The sequence below is a fragment of the Nitratireductor sp. WH36-1 genome, assembly GCF_058725515.1.
The window spans coordinates 2,313,848-2,330,856 of the sequence record NZ_CM178970.1 but is presented as its reverse complement, the minus strand read 5'-3'; the positions used below and the strand labels follow the sequence as shown (position 1 = coordinate 2,330,856).

Genomic DNA, 17,009 nt, shown 5'->3' with positions numbered 1-17,009 from the left:
TAATGGCTGGCGGTCGAGCGCGCGAAATAGCTAACGCATTTCCCCCGTGGTGCCAAGCGCGTGCAGCATGCAAATATTGCAGTGCAGCACGCACTCGGTGATCAAACCCGTTCCGCAAGCCAAGTCCTTTGCGGGACGAAGCTAGGCAGCCTGATCGCTGATACGCGCCAAACTCTCCTCGCGCCCAAGAACGGAGAGAACATCGAAGATGCCTGGCGATGTGGTGCGCCCGGTGAGCGCTGCCCTGAGGGGTTGGGCGACTTTGCCAAGCTTGCGTTCGGTCTGCTCCGCGAATTCACGGACAGCTGCTTCGATGTTCGCAAGGGTCCAATCGCCGACATTTTGCAATACGGGAAGAATTTCCGCAAGAAGCTGACGCGCATTCTCATCGAGAAGCTGCTGTGCCTTCTCATCGAAGGAGAGCGGCCTCTGATCGAAGATAAATGCTGCACTTTCAACGAGTTCAACCAGCGTCTTCGCACGCTCCTTCAGGCCGGGCAGGGCGGCAAGAAGCTGCGCCTTGCGCTGCTCGTCCAGCGCGGAAAGAAGCGCTTCGCCACCTTCAAGATGCGGCAATGTGTCTATCAGTCGGGAAAGCAGCTCTTCATCGGCTATCTGGCGCATGTGAACGCCGTTCAGCGCCTCCAGTTTCTGGAAGTCGAAGCGTGCAGCGCCCTTGTTTACATCGGTGATGTCGAACCAGCGAATCATGTCGTCGTCCGACATGATTTCGTCATCGCCATGGCTCCAGCCAAGGCGGGCCAGATAATTGCGCAGTGCCGAAGGCAGGTAGCCCATGGCGCGGTACGCCTCGACGCCAAGCGCGCCATGACGCTTGGAAAGTTTTGCGCCATCGGCGCCATGAATGAGCGGAATATGCGCCATCACCGGCACGTCCCAGCCCATGGCCTTGTAGATCACCGTCTGGCGCGCAGCGTTGGTCAGATGGTCATCGCCACGGATGATGTGGGTCACGCCCATGTCGTGATCGTCGACCACCACGGCATGCATATAGGTCGGCGAACCGTCGGAGCGCAGGATGATGAAATCGTCCAGATCCTTGTTCGGGAAGCGCACCGTGCCCTGCACCTGGTCTTCGACGACCGTCTCGCCTTCCTGCGGGGTCTTGATGCGAATGACGGGCTTCACGCCTTCAGGCGCTTGGGAAGCATCGCGGTCGCGCCAGGTGCCGTCATAGCGCGGCGGGCGTCCCTCTGCGCGCGCCTTTTCGCGCATTGCCTCCAGCTCTTCGGGAGAGCTGTAGCAGTAATAGGCTTCGCCCTTGGCCACCAGTTCCTCGGCCACCGCGCGGTGCCGGTCTGCGCGGGCAAACTGGGAAATCGGCTCGCCGTCGCAGTCGAGGCCCAGCCAGGCAAGACCGTCGAGGATCGCGGCGGTTGCGGCTTCGGTGGAGCGCTGACGGTCGGTGTCCTCGATGCGCAGAAGCATCTTGCCGCCCGTATGCTGCGCATAGAGCCAGTTGAAGAGCGCCGTGCGTGCCCCGCCGATGTGCAGGTAGCCGGTGGGTGAGGGCGCAAAGCGCGTGACGACGGGTTTTGTCATGGGGTCTTTCCCGGGAATTGTCGCGGTCTCCCGGCCCGCAAGGGGTAGGTGATACCGCAGGTGGCATTCGACTGGCAGTCATGTAGCATACAACGCTCGGGGCGCAAGCATTGCACGGGGGACCACGCCATGGGGGGCGAGGTGGCATCGGCGCGCGCCGATGAACGCATGCAGTTCACCGACACAGAGCCGGCTCCCGTCGCAGTGGACGGTTGCGGCCCTTCGCCTGCCATCGAAGCGCGCGCGCTTCGCTCTTATGAGGCGCGTAAGATCCCGAGCCATGGCGCCAGGCCCGTTGCGGCAGGAATCCGCTTCGCCATCGCGCAGGAAGTGGCGCGGGGCACGATTTTTCTATGGCTTCCGGTCCTTCTGGGAAGCGGGGCGCTCATCTATTTCGCCCTGCCGGTCGAACCGCCGGCCTATGCACTGGCGAGCGGGCTGGGGCTCTGTGTTCTGGCAGCGCATCTGGCCGGCGCAAAGCCCCGGCTGCGCCTTGCCCTTCTGGCCGGTCTCGTCGTGCTTCTGGGGCTCGTGGCCGCAAAGGTGGAGACCTGGCGCGCCAGCACGCCCATGGTCGGCTCCGACATCACCACACGCATCACCGGGCGCGTGCTCAAGGTCGAGCATCGCGCCGATGGCCGGTTCCGCCTGACCATCGATATTCTGTCCACGGCACGCCCGCAGCTGCGCTATGCGCCGGAGCGCGCGCGGCTTTCCGCCCGCACGATCCCGCCAGACCTGAAACCCGGCGAGGGTCTGAGCGGGCTTGTCCGGCTCATGTCGCCTTCAGGTCCGGTGCGCCCCCATGCCTATGATTTCTCGTTCGAGAGCTATTTTGACCGCCTTGGCGCAGTCGGTTTCTTCATGCGGGAGCCGGCGCGCATCGCCCTTGATCACCCTGTCGGGCTGCTGCAGCGGCTTGCCGCCCGCCTGCAGGCGGTGCGCGAAGCGCTTGCCGCCCGGCTGCGCGAGAAAATCGGCGGCGCGGAGGGCAATGTCGCCGCGGCACTCATCACCGGCCTGCGCAGCGGCATTCCGGAAGAGGTCAATGAGGATCTGCGCCGGGCCGGGCTCGCGCATGTGCTGGCGATCTCGGGCCTGCACATGGCGCTCGCAGCCTTCACCATCATCGGCGCGGCGCGGCTGGGCTTTGCGCTCTTTCCCGGTTTCTCCTCAAGGCACCCGGTCCGCAAATATGCGGCCGGCGCAGCACTTATGGTCTGCTTCCTCTACCTTTTCATTTCCGGAGCGGGCGTGGCCGCGCAGCGCAGCTTTCTCATGCTGGCCGTCATGCTTCTGGCGCTTCTGTTCGATCGCGCCGCGCTCACCATGCGCAATCTGGCCATCGCTGCGCTGGTGGTGATTGCGGTTTCGCCGCATGAGGTGGTCGGTCCGGGGTTTCAGATGTCCTTTGCTGCGACGGCGGCGCTCATTGCCGGCTATGCTGCCTGGAACCGACGTCGTGAAAGGGCATTCGGACGCAATTCTGCCGGGATCGAACCTTCTGGCGCGCGCCGGCTTTTCCGCCTTGTTCTGGTCTATGTGGGCGGTCTGGCGCTCACTTCGCTGATCGCGGGTGTGGCGACCACGCTCTATGGCGTCTGGCATTTCCAGCGCGCATCGCCACTGGCGCTTGGGGCCAATCTCGCGGCCATGCCCGTCGTCTCTCTTGTCGTCATGCCATCGGCGGTCGCGGCCATGGCCACGATGCCCCTCAATCTCGATGGCTGGGCGCTTGCCCTCATGGGGCGCGGCATTTCGACAGTCATGGCTATCGCGCACTGGTTCTCTGAGCGCACGCCATTCGATGCGACGGGAGCGATCCCGCTGTCAGCCACGCTGAGCCTGAGCTGCGCGCTGGCCATTCTCACCCTCACAACCACCCGTTTGTGGCTGGCGGCTGTTCCGTTCCTGCTGGCGGGCGGCGTGCTTCTGGCAAACCACGATCTGCCCGACATGTTCGTTTCTGAAGATGCGCGACTGGTCGCGGTCCAGATCGGGGACGACACGCTCGCCGTCAACCGCGCGCGCCCCAACGGGTTTTCTATCGAGAACTGGTTGCGCGCAGCGGGCGCGGGAACGGTGCGCAAGCCCGCCGGTTCAAAAGGCGCGTCGCTGTCCGACCTTCTCGCAGATCAGAGCATCGGCCGTTTCCTGTGCAATCAATCTCTCTGCATTCTGCGGCATCCAGAGGGTATGCGGATCGCGCATGTGAAAAAGTCGGACGATGCCGCGACCGTGCGGCGCAGCATCATCGCTCTTTGCGCATCGGTCGATCTTGTCGTGGTGAATGATCCAACGCTTGATCGGCATTGCAGTGAAGATGGCGCGCGCATCATCACGGCGCGCGATCTTGCGCGTCGCGGCAGCGCCGAAGTCCGCTTTTCGGAAGGCGCCGGGATGCCGCACATCGCCTTCGCGATCCGCGAGCCATACCGGCCCTGGCATGAACACCGGCAATACTCACGGGCATCGAGAGGGCTTGGCCCCTACAGGCCTAAAGACAAAGAATGAGCGGCGCACCATCGTTCTAATAATTAATTAAAACAGATCGATACGCCGCTATATTGACTCTCTACATGCGCTTTTGCGTGCGGCCTGAAGCGAGATCAGCCGACAAGGCCCATGAAGGCTTTTGCAGCATGTGGGGCGCGGATCTTTCCTTCATGAATGAAGTAGACGAACACATCACGCGGCTTCTTCTCCGGCGTGAAGCCGGGGTCAACAATCGGCAAGTCGTCTGGCTGTCCGCCTTCGGCCCATTGCTCTGCGCGTCTGGCCCAGCCCTCCAGTTCGGCGGGCGGATAGGCCGTGGGCACATCGTCCTCGCCACGCTGGAGGCGCGCATAGACGAAGTCACCCGTCACATCGGCAATCTCGGGATAGGTGTTGTGGTGGGCGTAGCAGATGGCCGCGCCATATTTGCGAACCAGCTGCGGGAATTCAGGCGTGCAGAAAGAATCGTGCCGCACTTCAAGAACGTGCCGCAGCGCGATGCCGTCACGCTCGGCCGGCAACAGTTTCAGGAACCCTTCGAAATCTTCCGGGTCGAACGTCTTCGTGGGCGCGAACTGCCAGACGAGCGGGCCGAGCTTGTCACCCATTTCCGTGATGCCGGAACCCAGAAATTTCTCAAGAGAAGCAGAGGCTTCCGAAAGAACCTTGCGGTTCGTCACGAAGCGGTTCCCTTTGAGTGAAAAGACAAAACCATCCGGGGCCTCATCCGCCCATTTGGCATAGGTGGCCGGCTTCTGGCTGCCGTAATAGGTGCCGTTCACTTCGATGGTTGGCACCTGTCGCGCCGCATATTCGAGCTGCCGCTTCTTTGGAAGGTCGTCCGGATAGAACGTGCCTTCCCAGGGCTGAAACGTCCAGCCGCCCATGCCGGCGCGAATGGTGCCTGCGCTCATCGTCTTACTCCGCTGCCTGGGCCTTGCCGGCTGGCCGGCGCTCCAGAAGTTCTTTCAGGAATTTGCCGGTGTAGCTGCGCGGCTCGGCCATCACATCGTCGATGGAGCCGCAGGCCACGAGCTCGCCGCCGCCATCACCGCCTTCGGGGCCGAGGTCCAGAATCCAGTCGGCGGTCTTGATGACTTCGAGATTGTGCTCGATCACCACCACCGTGTTGCCCTGGTCCACCAGCTCATGCAGCACTTCGAGCAGCTTGGCCACATCGTGGAAATGCAGACCCGTGGTCGGCTCGTCGAGAATGTAGAGCGTGCGCCCGGTTGCCCGTTTGGAGAGTTCCTTGGCGAGCTTGATGCGCTGCGCCTCACCACCGGAAAGCGTGGTTGCCTGCTGGCCGATATGGATATAGCCGAGCCCCACGCGCGAGAGCGTGACGAGCTTGTCGCGCACGGCCGGAACGGCAGAGAAGAACTCCACGCCTTCATCCACCGTCATCTCGAGCACGTCGGCAATGGACTTGCCCTTGAAGGTGACGTCGAGCGTCTCGCGGTTGTAGCGCTTGCCGTGGCAGACGTCGCAGGTCACATAGACATCCGGCAGGAAGTGCATTTCGATCTTGATGACGCCATCGCCCTGGCAGGCCTCACAGCGCCCGCCCTTCACATTGAAGGAGAAGCGACCCGGCTGATAGCCGCGCGCCTTGGCCTCGGGCAGGCCCGCGAACCAGTCGCGGATCGGCGTGAACGCGCCCGTATAGGTGGCCGGGTTGGAGCGCGGCGTGCGGCCGATGGGCGACTGGTCGATATCGATGACCTTGTCGAGATGCTCAAGCCCTTCGAGCCGGTCGTGATCGGCCGGTTGCTCGCGCGACCCCATGATGCGGCGCGATGCGGCCTTGAACAGCGTCTCGATCAGAAGCGTGGACTTTCCGCCGCCAGAAACGCCGGTGACGCAGGCAAAGGTGCCGAGCGGCACATCCGCCGTCACGTTTTTCAGATTGTTGCCGCGCGCGCCCACGACGCGAATGCGCCGCTTCTTGGAGATTTCGCGGCGCTGTTCCGGCATCGGGATTGCCATTTCGCCGGTGAGATATTTGCCGGTGACCGAGGCCGGATTGGCCATGATTTCCTGCGGCGTGCCTTCGGCGATGATCTGTCCGCCATGAACACCGGCTGCCGGGCCGATATCGACCACATAGTCGGCGGTCAGAATGGCGTCCTCATCGTGTTCCACCACGATCACCGTGTTGCCGAGATCGCGCAGATGTCTGAGCGTCGCCAGCAGGCGGTCATTGTCGCGCTGGTGCAGGCCAATGGAGGGTTCGTCCAGAACATAGAGCACGCCCGTCAGGCCGGAACCGATCTGCGAGGCCAGACGAATGCGCTGGCTTTCGCCGCCCGACAGCGTGCCCGAATTGCGCGACAGGGTGAGATATTCCAGCCCGACATCGTTGAGGAAGCGCAGCCGCTCGCGGATCTCCTTGAGGATGCGCACCGCGATTTCGTTCTGCTTGTCGTTCAGATGCTCCGGCAGGTCCTCGAACCATGCGCCGGCCTTGCTGATCGACATGCCCGTGACCTGGCCGATATGCAGGCCGTCGATCTTGACGGCGAGCGCTTCGGGCTTCAGCCGGTGACCATCACAGGCGGGGCAGGGATGGGCCGACATGTAGCGCTCGATCTCCTCGCGCATCCAGGCCGATTCCGTCTCCTTCCAGCGCCGCTGAAGATTGACCACGACACCCTCGAAAGGCTTGGTGGTGCGGTAGCTGCGCAGGCCGTCATTGTAGTCGAAGACGATTTTCCTGTTGCCTGTGCCGTTCAGGATCGCGTCCTTGCCATCGTCCGGCAGATCGCGCCAGCGGTCGCCCACCTTGAAGCCGAATTCGCGGCCAAGCGCTTCCAGCGTCTGCAGATAATAGGGCGAAGTGGATTTGGCCCAGGGCGCGATGGCGCCTTCGCGCAGGATCGCATTGTCGTCCGGCACCACGAGATTGGGGTCGATGGCGCGCTGGCTGCCCAGACCGTCACAGGTGGGGCAGGCGCCAGCCGGATTGTTGAACGAGAAGAGACGCGGCTCGATCTCCGGAATGGTGAAGCCGGAGACCGGGCAGGCGAATTTTTCGGAGAAAACGATGCGCTCATGCGTCTCGTTTTTCGATTTGTTTGCGCCGCCGCCCTTGGCGGTCGCGCCTTCCGAAAGAGGCTTGTCGGCAAACTCGGCGACAGCTAGCCCCTCGGCGAGCTTTAGACAGGTTTCGAGCGAATCCGCCAGGCGCGTCGCCAGATCTGCGCGCACCACGACGCGGTCCACCACCACATCGATGTCGTGCTTGTACTTCTTGTCGAGGGCGGGCACATCGGCGATCTCGTAGAAGACGCCGTCCACCTTCACACGCTGAAAACCCTTCTTCTGAAGCTCGGCCATCTCCTTGCGGTATTCGCCTTTGCGCCCGCGCACGATGGGGGCGAGAATGTAAAGGCGGGTGCCTTCCTCCAGCGCCATCACCCGGTCCACCATCTGGCTCACGGTCTGGCTCTCAATGGGAAGGCCGGTCGCCGGCGAATAGGGCACGCCCACACGCGCGAAGAGAAGGCGCATATAATCGTAGATCTCCGTCACCGTGCCGACGGTGGAGCGGGGATTTTTCGACGTGGTCTTCTGCTCGATGGAAATGGCCGGCGAAAGCCCGTCGATCTGGTCGACATCCGGCTTCTGCATCATTTCCAGGAACTGGCGCGCATAGGCCGAAAGGCTTTCGACATAGCGCCGCTGACCTTCGGCATAGATCGTGTCGAAGGCGAGCGAAGACTTGCCCGAGCCCGACAGGCCGGTCATGACGATCAGCTTTTCGCGCGGAAGGTCGAGATCGACATTCTTGAGATTGTGCTCGCGCGCGCCGCGAATGGTGATGGACTTGTGTTCTGGCATGCCCCGTCGCTGCCTGTCTCATTTATCTGGTGTGGCCGGCAGCATGCCGGACCATGCTTCATGTAGGAAACGCGCCGCAAATGTCGATGGGCCGCGCGGCCCGCTGACAGACGAGGGCGTTTCGACGTTGCGGGGGTTGTCCCTCGTTTTAAAAAAAAGAGCAAGGGAAAAGAACAAATATCGAACACGCTCCTGACACTATCGTCCTGCGCCGGGCTGGCTCTCGTGAGCATCCGTTACAGATGATCACAATTTCGCCCGCGCCGCCGCATCGCCTTGACCGCCATTAACCAAAGGCGCAGTATCATTTTCGTCAGTGCTCGTGGCTGTTGGCCGCCCTTGAAACCGCGCCGGTGGGCGCTTCGGGCGCGCATGGTTGCTTGAGCACGCTGACACCGAGCAAAGCCTCGTAACGCGAAGAAGGAGGGAGGCATGACTCCACCTGACCGACGCATCGGGCTTCGCCTCTTGCGCGAAGCCACAGCTGGCTGATCGGTCCCGAGCGCATAACCGTCTCGTACGATCATGCGTTCCCGACGCGGTCCATGGCGATTGAGGGCACTGCACTGCAGAACCTTTTTCGTCGGCAGGCACGACAACGCTGGCGGCTGGCTGCCTCACGAAAATCTAATGTTTATGAAGACAGGGACGGTGAAACCCGTCCTGCCTGATGATTACCGGTAAACCACTCCCGGTACGGAGGGTCAGAAGACCCGAAGCCCCGCGCGCTCGAAACAATGCGGCGGGGCTTTTCCTTTTTCTGTTGCGCCTTTCTGCGCGCCCCGGAAGGGGCTCATTGACAGGCATTCCGCCAGGTGCGAACATAAGAAGAACAAATGAGCTGTGGACGAGACCGGAGCAGGGGCAGCGGGAGAGCGCGCGCCAGCCCTGCTTGCGATAAAGTGCGCGGCAGATTTCGGATAAGCGTGGAGAAGCGTTATGGCGGGCAGCGTCAACAAGGTCATTCTGGTGGGAAATCTGGGTGCAGACCCGGAAATCCGCCGGCTCAACTCCGGTGATCCGGTGGTCAACATCCGCATCGCGACCTCGGAAACCTGGCGTGATCGCCAGTCCGGCGAGCGGCGCGAGCGCACCGAGTGGCACAATGTCGTGATCTTCAACGACAATCTTGCCAAGGTGGCGGAACAGTATCTGAAGAAGGGCGCCAAGGTTTACGTCGAGGGCCAGCTCCAGACGCGCAAATGGACGGACCAGAACGGTCAGGACCGCTACACGACGGAAATCGTTCTGCAGAAGTTCCGTGGCGAGCTGCAGATGCTCGACACGCGCGGGCAGGGTGGTGACAACCAGGTCGGTTATGGCGGCGGCGGTGGTCGCAGCTCCGATTTCGGCCAGTCCGGTCCCGCCGACACCGGTGGCAGCAGCGGCGGCGGTGGCGGTTACTCGCAGAACCTCGACGACGAAATTCCGTTCTGAGGCAGAACAATCGCATGAAAAAGCCCGGCAGAGCCGCTTCGACCGCACCGTGTCTGAGCAGGCCTGCCGGGCTTTTCTTTTTTGCGGTGGCGACGGCCCTTGCGCCATCGCCGGTGAATGCCGGTGAAGCGGATGTTGTCGCGGTCGACATCATTGCTGACGGTGATGGAACCCATCGTTTCGACGTGACGGTCGAGCATGGGGACGAGGGCTGGGATCACTATGCAGACCGCTGGGATGTGCTGGATGACGCTGGCAGGGTCATCGCCTCCCGAACGCTTCTCCACCCACATGTGAATGAGCAGCCTTTTACGCGCAGCCTTTCAGGTGTCGCGCTGCCAGGGGGGCTCGGTCATGTGACTGTGCGTGCGCATGACACCGTGCACGGGCTTGGCGGTCGCACCATGCGCGTCGCAATCCCCGGGCGCGAAGGCGAGGGCGGTTAATGCCTGCTCTCTACAGCGCAGCGGGCTGACATTGCGCAGAATGGCAAGCCGGGCTGGCGCGGTGTGCTGACGACGATCCATCGGATTTCGCAGCACTTCTGGCTGTAACCATCGGGTGCGAAGCACTCACCCAAGCATCAGCACACGGCAGCGATCGCCTTCTTCAGCTGACGGCGAGCCGGGCTCGCGCACGATCAGCGCATTGGATGCGGCCAGCGTGGTCAGCATGGAGGAATCCTGCAGCGTGAACGGCGTGGCGATCAGCCCTTCGGAGCCGGGCGCCACCGAGGCGCGAACATAGTCGCGGCGTTCATCGTTTGCCCGCAGCGCCTTTGCCAGAACAGCCGAGCGCAGATCCGGCGCGTAGCTGCGCTGGCCAAGCCGGGCAATGAGCGGACGCAGAAACAGATGCGCGCAGACGAGGCTGGAAACCGGGTTGCCAGGCAGGCCAAGCACACGCATGTCACCCAGCCGCCCGAACATCAGCGGTTTGCCGGGGCGCATGGCGATTTTCCAGAAATCAAGCGACATGCCCGCATCGAGCAGCGCCTGCCGCACCAGATCGCGCGCACCGACAGAAGCGCCGCCAAGCGTCACCAGAACATGCGCACCGGCGGCAGCGGCGCTGCGCACCGCGTCGGAGATCGCGGCGCTGTCGTCGGGGATGATGCCGAGATCGAGAATGCGCGCGCCTTCCCTGCGCGCCAGAGCGCCGATGGCAAAGCCGTTGGATGCAACGATCTGGTCCGGGCCACAGGGCTCGCCCGGCCGCACCAGCTCGTCGCCCGTGGCGATCACCGCCACCAGCGGGCGCTGCGTCACATCAAGCGTTGCATGGCCTGCCGCAGCCGCCAGCCCTATTCCCGCAGGTCCGAGCCGGCGTCCCTGTTCGAGAACGCTGTCGCCCTTTTGAAAATCGAGCCCTGCGCGGCGGATATGGCGTCCGGCAGCGACGGTATCGGTCGCCTCGATCCGGCCATCGTCCAGAATGTCCGCATTTTCCTGAATGAGTATCGTGTCCGCGCCTTCGGGCACCGGCGCGCCGGTGAAGATCCGCACGGTTTCGCCGTCGGCCACTGCGCCGTGATACCGGCTGCCCGCGGCAGATTCTCCAATAAGCTTTAGCGGCATTGCGCGCGGCGTCGCCACATTGGCGGCGCGCACGGCATAGCCGTCCATGGCCGAAGCGTCGAAGGGCGGCTGTGTGCGGGTGGCGGCGAGGGGGGCTGCCAGAATGCGACCGTCGGCCTCTTCAATGGGCACTGTTTCGCCGGGTAGTGCTTTCACGCCCTCGAGAATGCGCTCCAGCGCTTCATCCACCGGCAAAAGGCTCATGGTCAGTTCTCCGCTACGCGCCAGTCGCCGGATTTTCCACCCGTCTTCTCAAGAAGGCGGATGCCGTCGAGCACCATGCCCTTGTCCAGCGCCTTGGCCATGTCATAGATCGTCAGGCAGGCAACCGAGGCAGCGGTAAGCGCTTCCATCTCCACGCCCGTCTGTCCCGTCACGCGCACACGCGCCATCACCCTGAGCCCCGGCAGTTCGTGGTCGGGCTCGATGTCCACCACCACTTTCGAGAGCGCCAGCGGGTGGCAAAGGGGAATGAGATCATGCGTCTTCTTGGCGGCCATGATGCCTGCGATGCGCGCGGTTGCCAGAACGTCGCCCTTCTTGGCGTTGCCCGCCAGAATGGCCTCCAGCGTTTCCGCCTTCATCACCACGGCGCCTTCCGCCAGCGCTTCCCGGCTGGTTTCCTGCTTGCCGCTCACATCGACCATATGCGCTTCGCCGGAAGCGCCGATATGGGTCAGGCCTGCCGCTTTCTCGCTCATCGGCTCAGCCCGCAAGTTTGGCGGCGTCGAGCCCCAGAAGCGTGCGCGTGGCAGCGGTCACATCATCCTGCCGCATCAGGCTTTCGCCCACCAGGAACGTGTTCATGCCCGCACGCGCCAGCCGCCGGCAGTCGTCATTGGTGAAAATGCCGCTCTCGCCGATCACCAGGCGGTCTTCGGGCACACGCGGGGCCAGCCGCTCACTTGTTTCAAGACTTGTCTCGAAGGTCCGCAGGTCGCGATTGTTGATGCCGATCAGCGTCGAGGAAAGCTCCAGCGCGCGTTCCAGCTCGCGCTCGTCATGCACCTCGATCAGTGAATCCATGCCCAGTTCCAGCGCCGTTTCTTCAAGCGCGCGGGCTTCGTCATCCGTAAGGCTCGCCATGATGATCAGGATCGCATCCGCACCCCAGCTGCGGGCCTCGTAGACCTGATAGGGCTCGAACAGGAAATCCTTGCGCAGCGCCGGCAGGCCGCAGGCGGCGCGCGCCTGTTCCAGATAGGCGGGCGCACCCTGAAAGGACGGACCGTCGGTCAGAACCGAAAGGCAGGCCGCTCCGCCATCCTCATAGGCTGCCGCCAGTCGCGGCGGGTCGAAATCCGCACGAATCAGGCCGCGCGAGGGGCTCGCCTTCTTGATCTCGGCGATCAGGCCGAAGCGCCCGCGCTCCTGCCTGGACAACAGCGCATCACCGAAGCCACGCGGCGCTTCCACGTCGCGGGCGCGCGCCACCAGTTCAGGCAGCGGGCAGGCCGTCTTCGCGGCGGCGATTTCCTCGCGCTTGTAGGCCTCGATTTTGCGCAGAATGTCAGTCGTCATCGCTGTTCGTGCCCCTGTTGGAAACTTCGATGAGGCGTTCCAGCGTTGCCAGAGCCTGTCCGCGGTCGAGTGATTCCGCCGCCAGTTTGATGCCGTCTTTCAGGGTCTTGGCGCGTCCGGCCACGACCAGCGCAGCGCCGGAATTCAGAACCGAGATGTCGCGATAGGCGTTCTTTTCGCCTTCGAGAACGGCCCTGAGCGCGCGCGCATTGTAGTCTGCCTCGCCGCCCTTCAGGTCGGCCATGGTCACGCGCTTGAGGCCAACATCCTCCGGCGTGATCTCGAAATGGCGGATCTGGCCGTCTTCGAGCGCGGCGACCTGCGTGGTTCCGGCGGTGGTCAGTTCGTCAAGACCCGCGCCATGCACCACCCAGGCGGTTTCCGTTCCAAGCTGCTTCAGCACCTCGGCAATCGGTCCCACCCATTCCGGCGCAAAAACGCCGATGAGCTGGCGGCGCACGCCAGCCGGGTTGGACAGGGGGCCAAGCAGGTTGAAGATTGTCCGCGTGCCAAGCTCAACCCGCGACGGGCCCACATGGCGCATGGCGGAGTGATGTGCCGGCGCAAACATGAAGCCGAGGCCGGCTTCGCGGATGCAGTCCGCGATCTCGTTCGGCCCAAGCTCGATATTGATGCCGAGAGCCGCCAGCGTGTCGGCAGCGCCCGAGCGCGAGGAGAGCGCCCGGTTGCCGTGTTTGGCGACGGGAACGCCCGCGCCTGCCACGATAAAGGCCGAGCAGGTGGACACATTGTAGGAGCCGGAGGCGTCGCCGCCCGTGCCGACGATGTCCACGGCATCTTCCGGCGCGGTGACTGTCAGCATCTTGTCGCGCATGGTGGCGACTGCGCCCGAGATTTCCTCAACGGTCTCGCCACGCACGCGCAGGGCCATCAGAAAACCTCCGATCTGGCTCGGTGTTGCATTGCCCGACATCATGATGTCGAACGCCTCGCGCGCATCGTCAAAACTCAGCGGCTCGCCCGAGGCTGCCTTGGCGATATAGGTTTTGAATGCCTTCATCGTCGGCCTCAGAAGCTAAGGGCTTCCTGCATTGCAGCCCGGTTCACGGTCACCGGATGCTTGCCCTGCAGGCGTGCAACCATCTGGTCGAGAAGATCGTCGGCAAGCCCGGTGCGCATGGCGTCGCGCTGGTTTTCGGGAATGCTCTGCGCCGTCGCGCTCGCCGGCTCGAAGACCTCGGTGACGCGGAACAGAACCTGTCCGTCGCCGGCCGGGTTGGCAAACACGCCGCTGCCATCGCGCGGAACGGAGAACACCGCCGCAACACCGGCCTGGCCAAGGTCGGCGTCGTTCGCCGTGCGCTTGACGCCACGCTTCACCTGCTTCTGCTGGTCGATTTCCAGAACGATGTCATCCAGCGAAACGCCGTCCTTCACCTTCTGGGCCAGCTCGGCAGCGCGCGCAGCCAGACGGCGATCCGTCTCGGCAGCGATCCAGTCCTGCGTGACCTCTTCGCGCACTTCGTCAAGCGTGCGGTCGCGCTCGGGCGTGATGCCTTCCACCTCGTAGAAGATGAAGCCATTGCCGCCCATGGAGAGGGGCGCGTTCTCGATGCCGGAATCGCTCTCGAACACTTCGCGAATCAGCTCTGCCGAAACCGGAAGATCACCGACGATCGCGCCATCAGGGCGACGCGCAGTGGCGTCGATGGCTTCAATCGTGCGCATGGTCAGGTTCATGCGCTCGGCTGCTTCCGCCATGGTCGCGCCGCCGGCGCGGGCGTCTTCGTAGGCATCGTGCACATCGAGCAGAACGCGCGACGCTTCCTCAAGCGCCAGGTCCTGACGGATCTCGTCTTCCACCTCGCTGAGGGGCTGAACCACCTCGGCCTGAACTTCCGAGACATTCACGATCACCGGTCCGAACGTGCCGTCAAGCACGTCGCTGAACTGGTTTTCGCTGAGCGCGAAGGCCGCTTCGGCGATGGCGCTGTCTGCGATTTCGCCCTGGGCGAGCGTGCCGAGCGCGATGTCGTCGGCGCTCTTGCCGGCGGCCGTCGCCACGTCTGCGAAGCTCTGGCCGTCGAGCAGGTTTTTCAGCGCAGCTTCGGCTGCTTCGCGATCCGGGAAGACGATCTGTTCGATCGTGCGCTTCTCCGGCGTCGTGTAGCGGTTGCGCAGGTCGTCATAGGCCTTCTTGACCTGATCTTCGGACACGGAAGCCGGGTCGGAAATGTCGCTCGGCTCAAGCTTCACATAGCTGAACTTGCGGTATTCCGGGGCGGCATAGTCTGCCTTGCGCTCGTCAAACCAGGCTTGCAGCGTCGCATCGTCCGGCGTTGCGACGGGCTCGACCAGAGCCTGCGGCAGCGCCACATATTCGATGGTGCGGTCTTCACCGCGATAGAGCGCCAGGTTCTTGAACAGCTCATCCGGCACGCTCATGCCGTCCGTTGCCGCTTCCACGATCTGCTGGCGAATGGCCACCTGTTCGCGGTTGCGCAGATAATCTTCGGGGCGCATGCCGATCTGGCTCAGAACGAAATCGAACTGCTGGCGGTTGAAGCGACCGTCCGGTCCGCGGAACGCCGGGTCGTCGGCGGTCAGCTGCGCAAGCCGGTCGCTGGAAAGGCCAAGGCCGAGCTTGCGGGCTTCCTCGTCCAGAAGCGCGCCGGCGGCCAGCTGCTGCAGAACCTGTTCGTCAATGCCGAAGGCAACAGCCTGTTCGCGCGTGACGCGTGTGCCCAGACGCTGCGAAAGCGTGTTGATCTGGCGGTCATAGGCCAGCCGGTAATCCAGCATGGAAACGGAGGAATCTCCGACCGTCAGCACATTGCGCGACTGATCGTTCAGGATCTGGCCCGAAATGCCCCAAACCGCAAAGCTCAGGACGAGAAGGCCCAGGAGCAGCTTGGCGATCCAGGTAGAGGCGGCGTTTCTGAGACTGTCGAGCATGGCTTTTCCGAAGTTCCTCGCGTGATTTCAGGGACTGGCCCCAACACAGCGCAATAACGCCCCTGACGCCGGGTGTCGATAGTTGAGTGGGAATTGCAGGCCCAATTGCTTTTGCATTAGCGCGTGTTTTTGCTAGGGAAGCTGCCGAGTTTGATTTTTGTAAGGACGCTGACGCATGACGCCAGGTATTCGCCCCCTGATTGCAGGCAACTGGAAAATGAACGGTCTTTCGGCCGACATCGGTGAACTCGCAGCGATGGGCGAGGGCGCCTTTGGCGGCGCGGAAGGGCTGATCTGCGTTCCCGCAACGCTCCTGTCGCGCGCAAGCGATGCGCTTGCCGGCAGCAAGCTGCGCCTTGGCGGTGAAGACTGTCATGCGGCAGCCTCCGGCGCGCATACGGGCGATGTCTCCGCCGAAATGCTGGCCGATGCGGGGGCGAGCCATGTGCTGGTCGGTCACTCGGAGCGCCGCACCGATCATGGCGAGAGCGATGCCGTCGTGGCCGACAAGGCGAAGGCCGCATGGCGCGCCGGCCTCACGGCAGTGATCTGCATCGGCGAAACCAAAGAAGAGCGCGAAGGCGGCAAGACGCTTTCTGTCCTCTCCAGCCAGATCCCGGGTTCGGTTCCGGCGGAAGCCACGGCGGCAAACACCGTGGTTGCCTATGAGCCGGTCTGGGCCATCGGCACGGGCCTTACGCCCACGGTCGAGGACATTACTGAAGCACACAGACATATCCGCACCGAACTCAAGACGCTGCTCGGCGACGAAGCCGACAAGATGCGTCTTCTCTATGGCGGGTCGGTGAAGCCCGGCAACGCGACCGAGCTTCTCTCGATTGAGAATGTGGACGGTGCGCTGGTCGGCGGGGCGAGCCTCAAGGCGGTCGATTTTCTTGCCATCGCGGCTGCCTGTCCGAGCTGAGTGAAGAGAAAAGTCTTGCGTTGCTCGCTCAACCGCCTATGTGAGAGCGAGCTTCGTTCAAATGCCGTCATTTGATGTGGTTTGAGCGAAAACGCGTTTGAAATGCCGCAAAACCGGATGCGGTGCGGTCCTTTTAAGGGCAAAATTACGGGGTATCGAAGACGAGACCCTGTGAGTGAGCACCCGGCGGTCTTGGAAAAGCGGTCTTGGAAAAACGGTGAAAGCCGTGTAATGAGCCGCGTCCGCATTCAAGTGGATGCTTCGAGCCGGAAAGCCGGAAGGAAACATGCAGACCGTTATCATCGTCATTCATCTGATCGTCGTGGTCGCGCTGGTCGGCGTCGTCCTCATGCAGCGCTCCGAGGGTGGCGGCCTTGGTGTCGGCGGCGGTTCCGGCTTCATGTCCGCGCGCGGTGCGGCCAACGCGCTGACGCGCACGACGGCGATCCTCGCCGCAGCCTTCTTCGCAACCTCGCTTGCTCTTTCGCTGATCGCCCGTTACGGCGCGAGCCCGACAGACATTCTGGACCGCATCCCGGCCGGAAGTGAGCAGACCGAAGGCACTGGCGGCGTTCTCGACCAGCTTGGCGGCGCAGGCGCATCGGTTCCGACCGACGAGCCGGCAGCTCCTGCCGAAGCAAATCCTGAAGATCAGGTTCCCACGGGGCAGTAAGCCCACGCTTGCAAGGCTTTCCGGCCGCCTGAATGGTGCGGCCGGTTTTGCAGTGCGC

Annotated in this window: 13 protein-coding genes; 5 read left to right on the top strand and 8 right to left on the bottom strand. The window is 63.2% G+C overall.

What is annotated here, in order from left to right:
- Positions 1-141: 141 nt before the first annotated feature.
- Positions 142-1,563 carry a glutamate--tRNA ligase gene (gene gltX / locus AC4PTT_RS10940; RefSeq protein WP_492161141.1) on the bottom strand — a complete coding sequence of 474 codons (1,422 nt, stop codon included), beginning with the start codon at positions 1,561-1,563 and terminating at the stop codon, positions 142-144.
- Between the two features lie 129 nt (positions 1,564-1,692).
- On the opposite strand from gltX, the gene AC4PTT_RS10935 reads away from it, so the two are divergent.
- Positions 1,693-4,077 (top strand): ComEC/Rec2 family competence protein, encoded by a 2,385-nt coding sequence (locus AC4PTT_RS10935; protein ID WP_492161140.1) that lies wholly within the window; start codon positions 1,693-1,695, stop codon positions 4,075-4,077.
- A gap of 95 nt (positions 4,078-4,172) precedes the next feature.
- Here AC4PTT_RS10935 and AC4PTT_RS10930 read toward each other — a convergent pair whose 3' ends face one another.
- Together AC4PTT_RS10930 and uvrA are read right to left on the bottom strand one after the other, a co-directional pair.
- Positions 4,173-4,973: a DUF72 domain-containing protein gene (locus AC4PTT_RS10930; protein ID WP_206993420.1), complete on the bottom strand. Its 801-nt coding sequence runs from the start codon at positions 4,971-4,973 to the stop codon at positions 4,173-4,175.
- Positions 4,974-4,977: 4 nt separating this feature from the next.
- A complete protein-coding gene (gene uvrA, locus AC4PTT_RS10925; protein ID WP_492161139.1) occupies positions 4,978-7,902 on the bottom strand; it encodes an excinuclease ABC subunit UvrA in 2,925 nt (974 codons plus the stop codon).
- 939 nt (positions 7,903-8,841) lie between these two features.
- Here uvrA and AC4PTT_RS10920 point away from each other — a divergent pair.
- Both AC4PTT_RS10920 and AC4PTT_RS10915 read left to right on the top strand, forming a co-directional pair.
- The gene (locus AC4PTT_RS10920) at positions 8,842-9,339 is read left to right on the top strand and encodes a single-stranded DNA-binding protein (protein ID WP_283800496.1); all 498 of its coding nucleotides are present in this window, start codon (positions 8,842-8,844) and stop codon (positions 9,337-9,339) included.
- A 14-nt stretch (positions 9,340-9,353) separates the two neighbouring features.
- Positions 9,354-9,785: a hypothetical protein gene (locus tag AC4PTT_RS10915; protein ID WP_492161138.1), complete on the top strand. Its 432-nt coding sequence runs from the start codon at positions 9,354-9,356 to the stop codon at positions 9,783-9,785.
- 126 nt (positions 9,786-9,911) lie between these two features.
- Here the strand turns inward: AC4PTT_RS10915 and AC4PTT_RS10910 are convergent, their stop codons facing one another.
- Genes AC4PTT_RS10910 through AC4PTT_RS10890 form a run of 5 tightly spaced genes read right to left on the bottom strand, consistent with a single transcriptional unit; the run spans position 9,912 to position 15,353 of the window.
- On the bottom strand, positions 9,912-11,120 hold the full coding sequence (locus tag AC4PTT_RS10910) for a molybdopterin molybdotransferase MoeA (RefSeq protein WP_492161137.1): 1,209 nt from the start codon (positions 11,118-11,120) through the stop codon (positions 9,912-9,914).
- Positions 11,121-11,122: 2 nt separating this feature from the next.
- On the bottom strand, positions 11,123-11,617 hold the full coding sequence (gene moaC / locus AC4PTT_RS10905) for a cyclic pyranopterin monophosphate synthase MoaC (protein WP_206545337.1): 495 nt from the start codon (positions 11,615-11,617) through the stop codon (positions 11,123-11,125).
- 4 nt (positions 11,618-11,621) lie between these two features.
- Complete coding sequence (trpC, locus tag AC4PTT_RS10900; protein WP_297559410.1) at positions 11,622-12,437, bottom strand: indole-3-glycerol phosphate synthase TrpC; 816 nt, start codon at positions 12,435-12,437, stop codon at positions 11,622-11,624.
- Positions 12,427-13,458: an anthranilate phosphoribosyltransferase gene (gene trpD / locus AC4PTT_RS10895; protein ID WP_113155159.1), complete on the bottom strand. Its 1,032-nt coding sequence runs from the start codon at positions 13,456-13,458 to the stop codon at positions 12,427-12,429. Before trpD ends, trpC begins: the two co-directional genes overlap by 11 nt.
- 8 nt (positions 13,459-13,466) lie before the next feature.
- Complete coding sequence (locus AC4PTT_RS10890) at positions 13,467-15,353, bottom strand: SurA N-terminal domain-containing protein (protein ID WP_492161136.1); 1,887 nt, start codon at positions 15,351-15,353, stop codon at positions 13,467-13,469.
- A gap of 175 nt (positions 15,354-15,528) precedes the next feature.
- Between AC4PTT_RS10890 and tpiA the strand changes: the two genes are divergently transcribed.
- Entirely contained in the window at positions 15,529-16,278 is a 750-nt protein-coding gene (gene tpiA / locus AC4PTT_RS10885; protein ID WP_492161135.1) for a triose-phosphate isomerase, read from the top strand.
- A gap of 286 nt (positions 16,279-16,564) precedes the next feature.
- Entirely contained in the window at positions 16,565-16,951 is a 387-nt protein-coding gene (gene secG, locus AC4PTT_RS10880; protein WP_113156294.1) for a preprotein translocase subunit SecG, read from the top strand.
- Positions 16,952-17,009 lie beyond the last annotated feature (58 nt).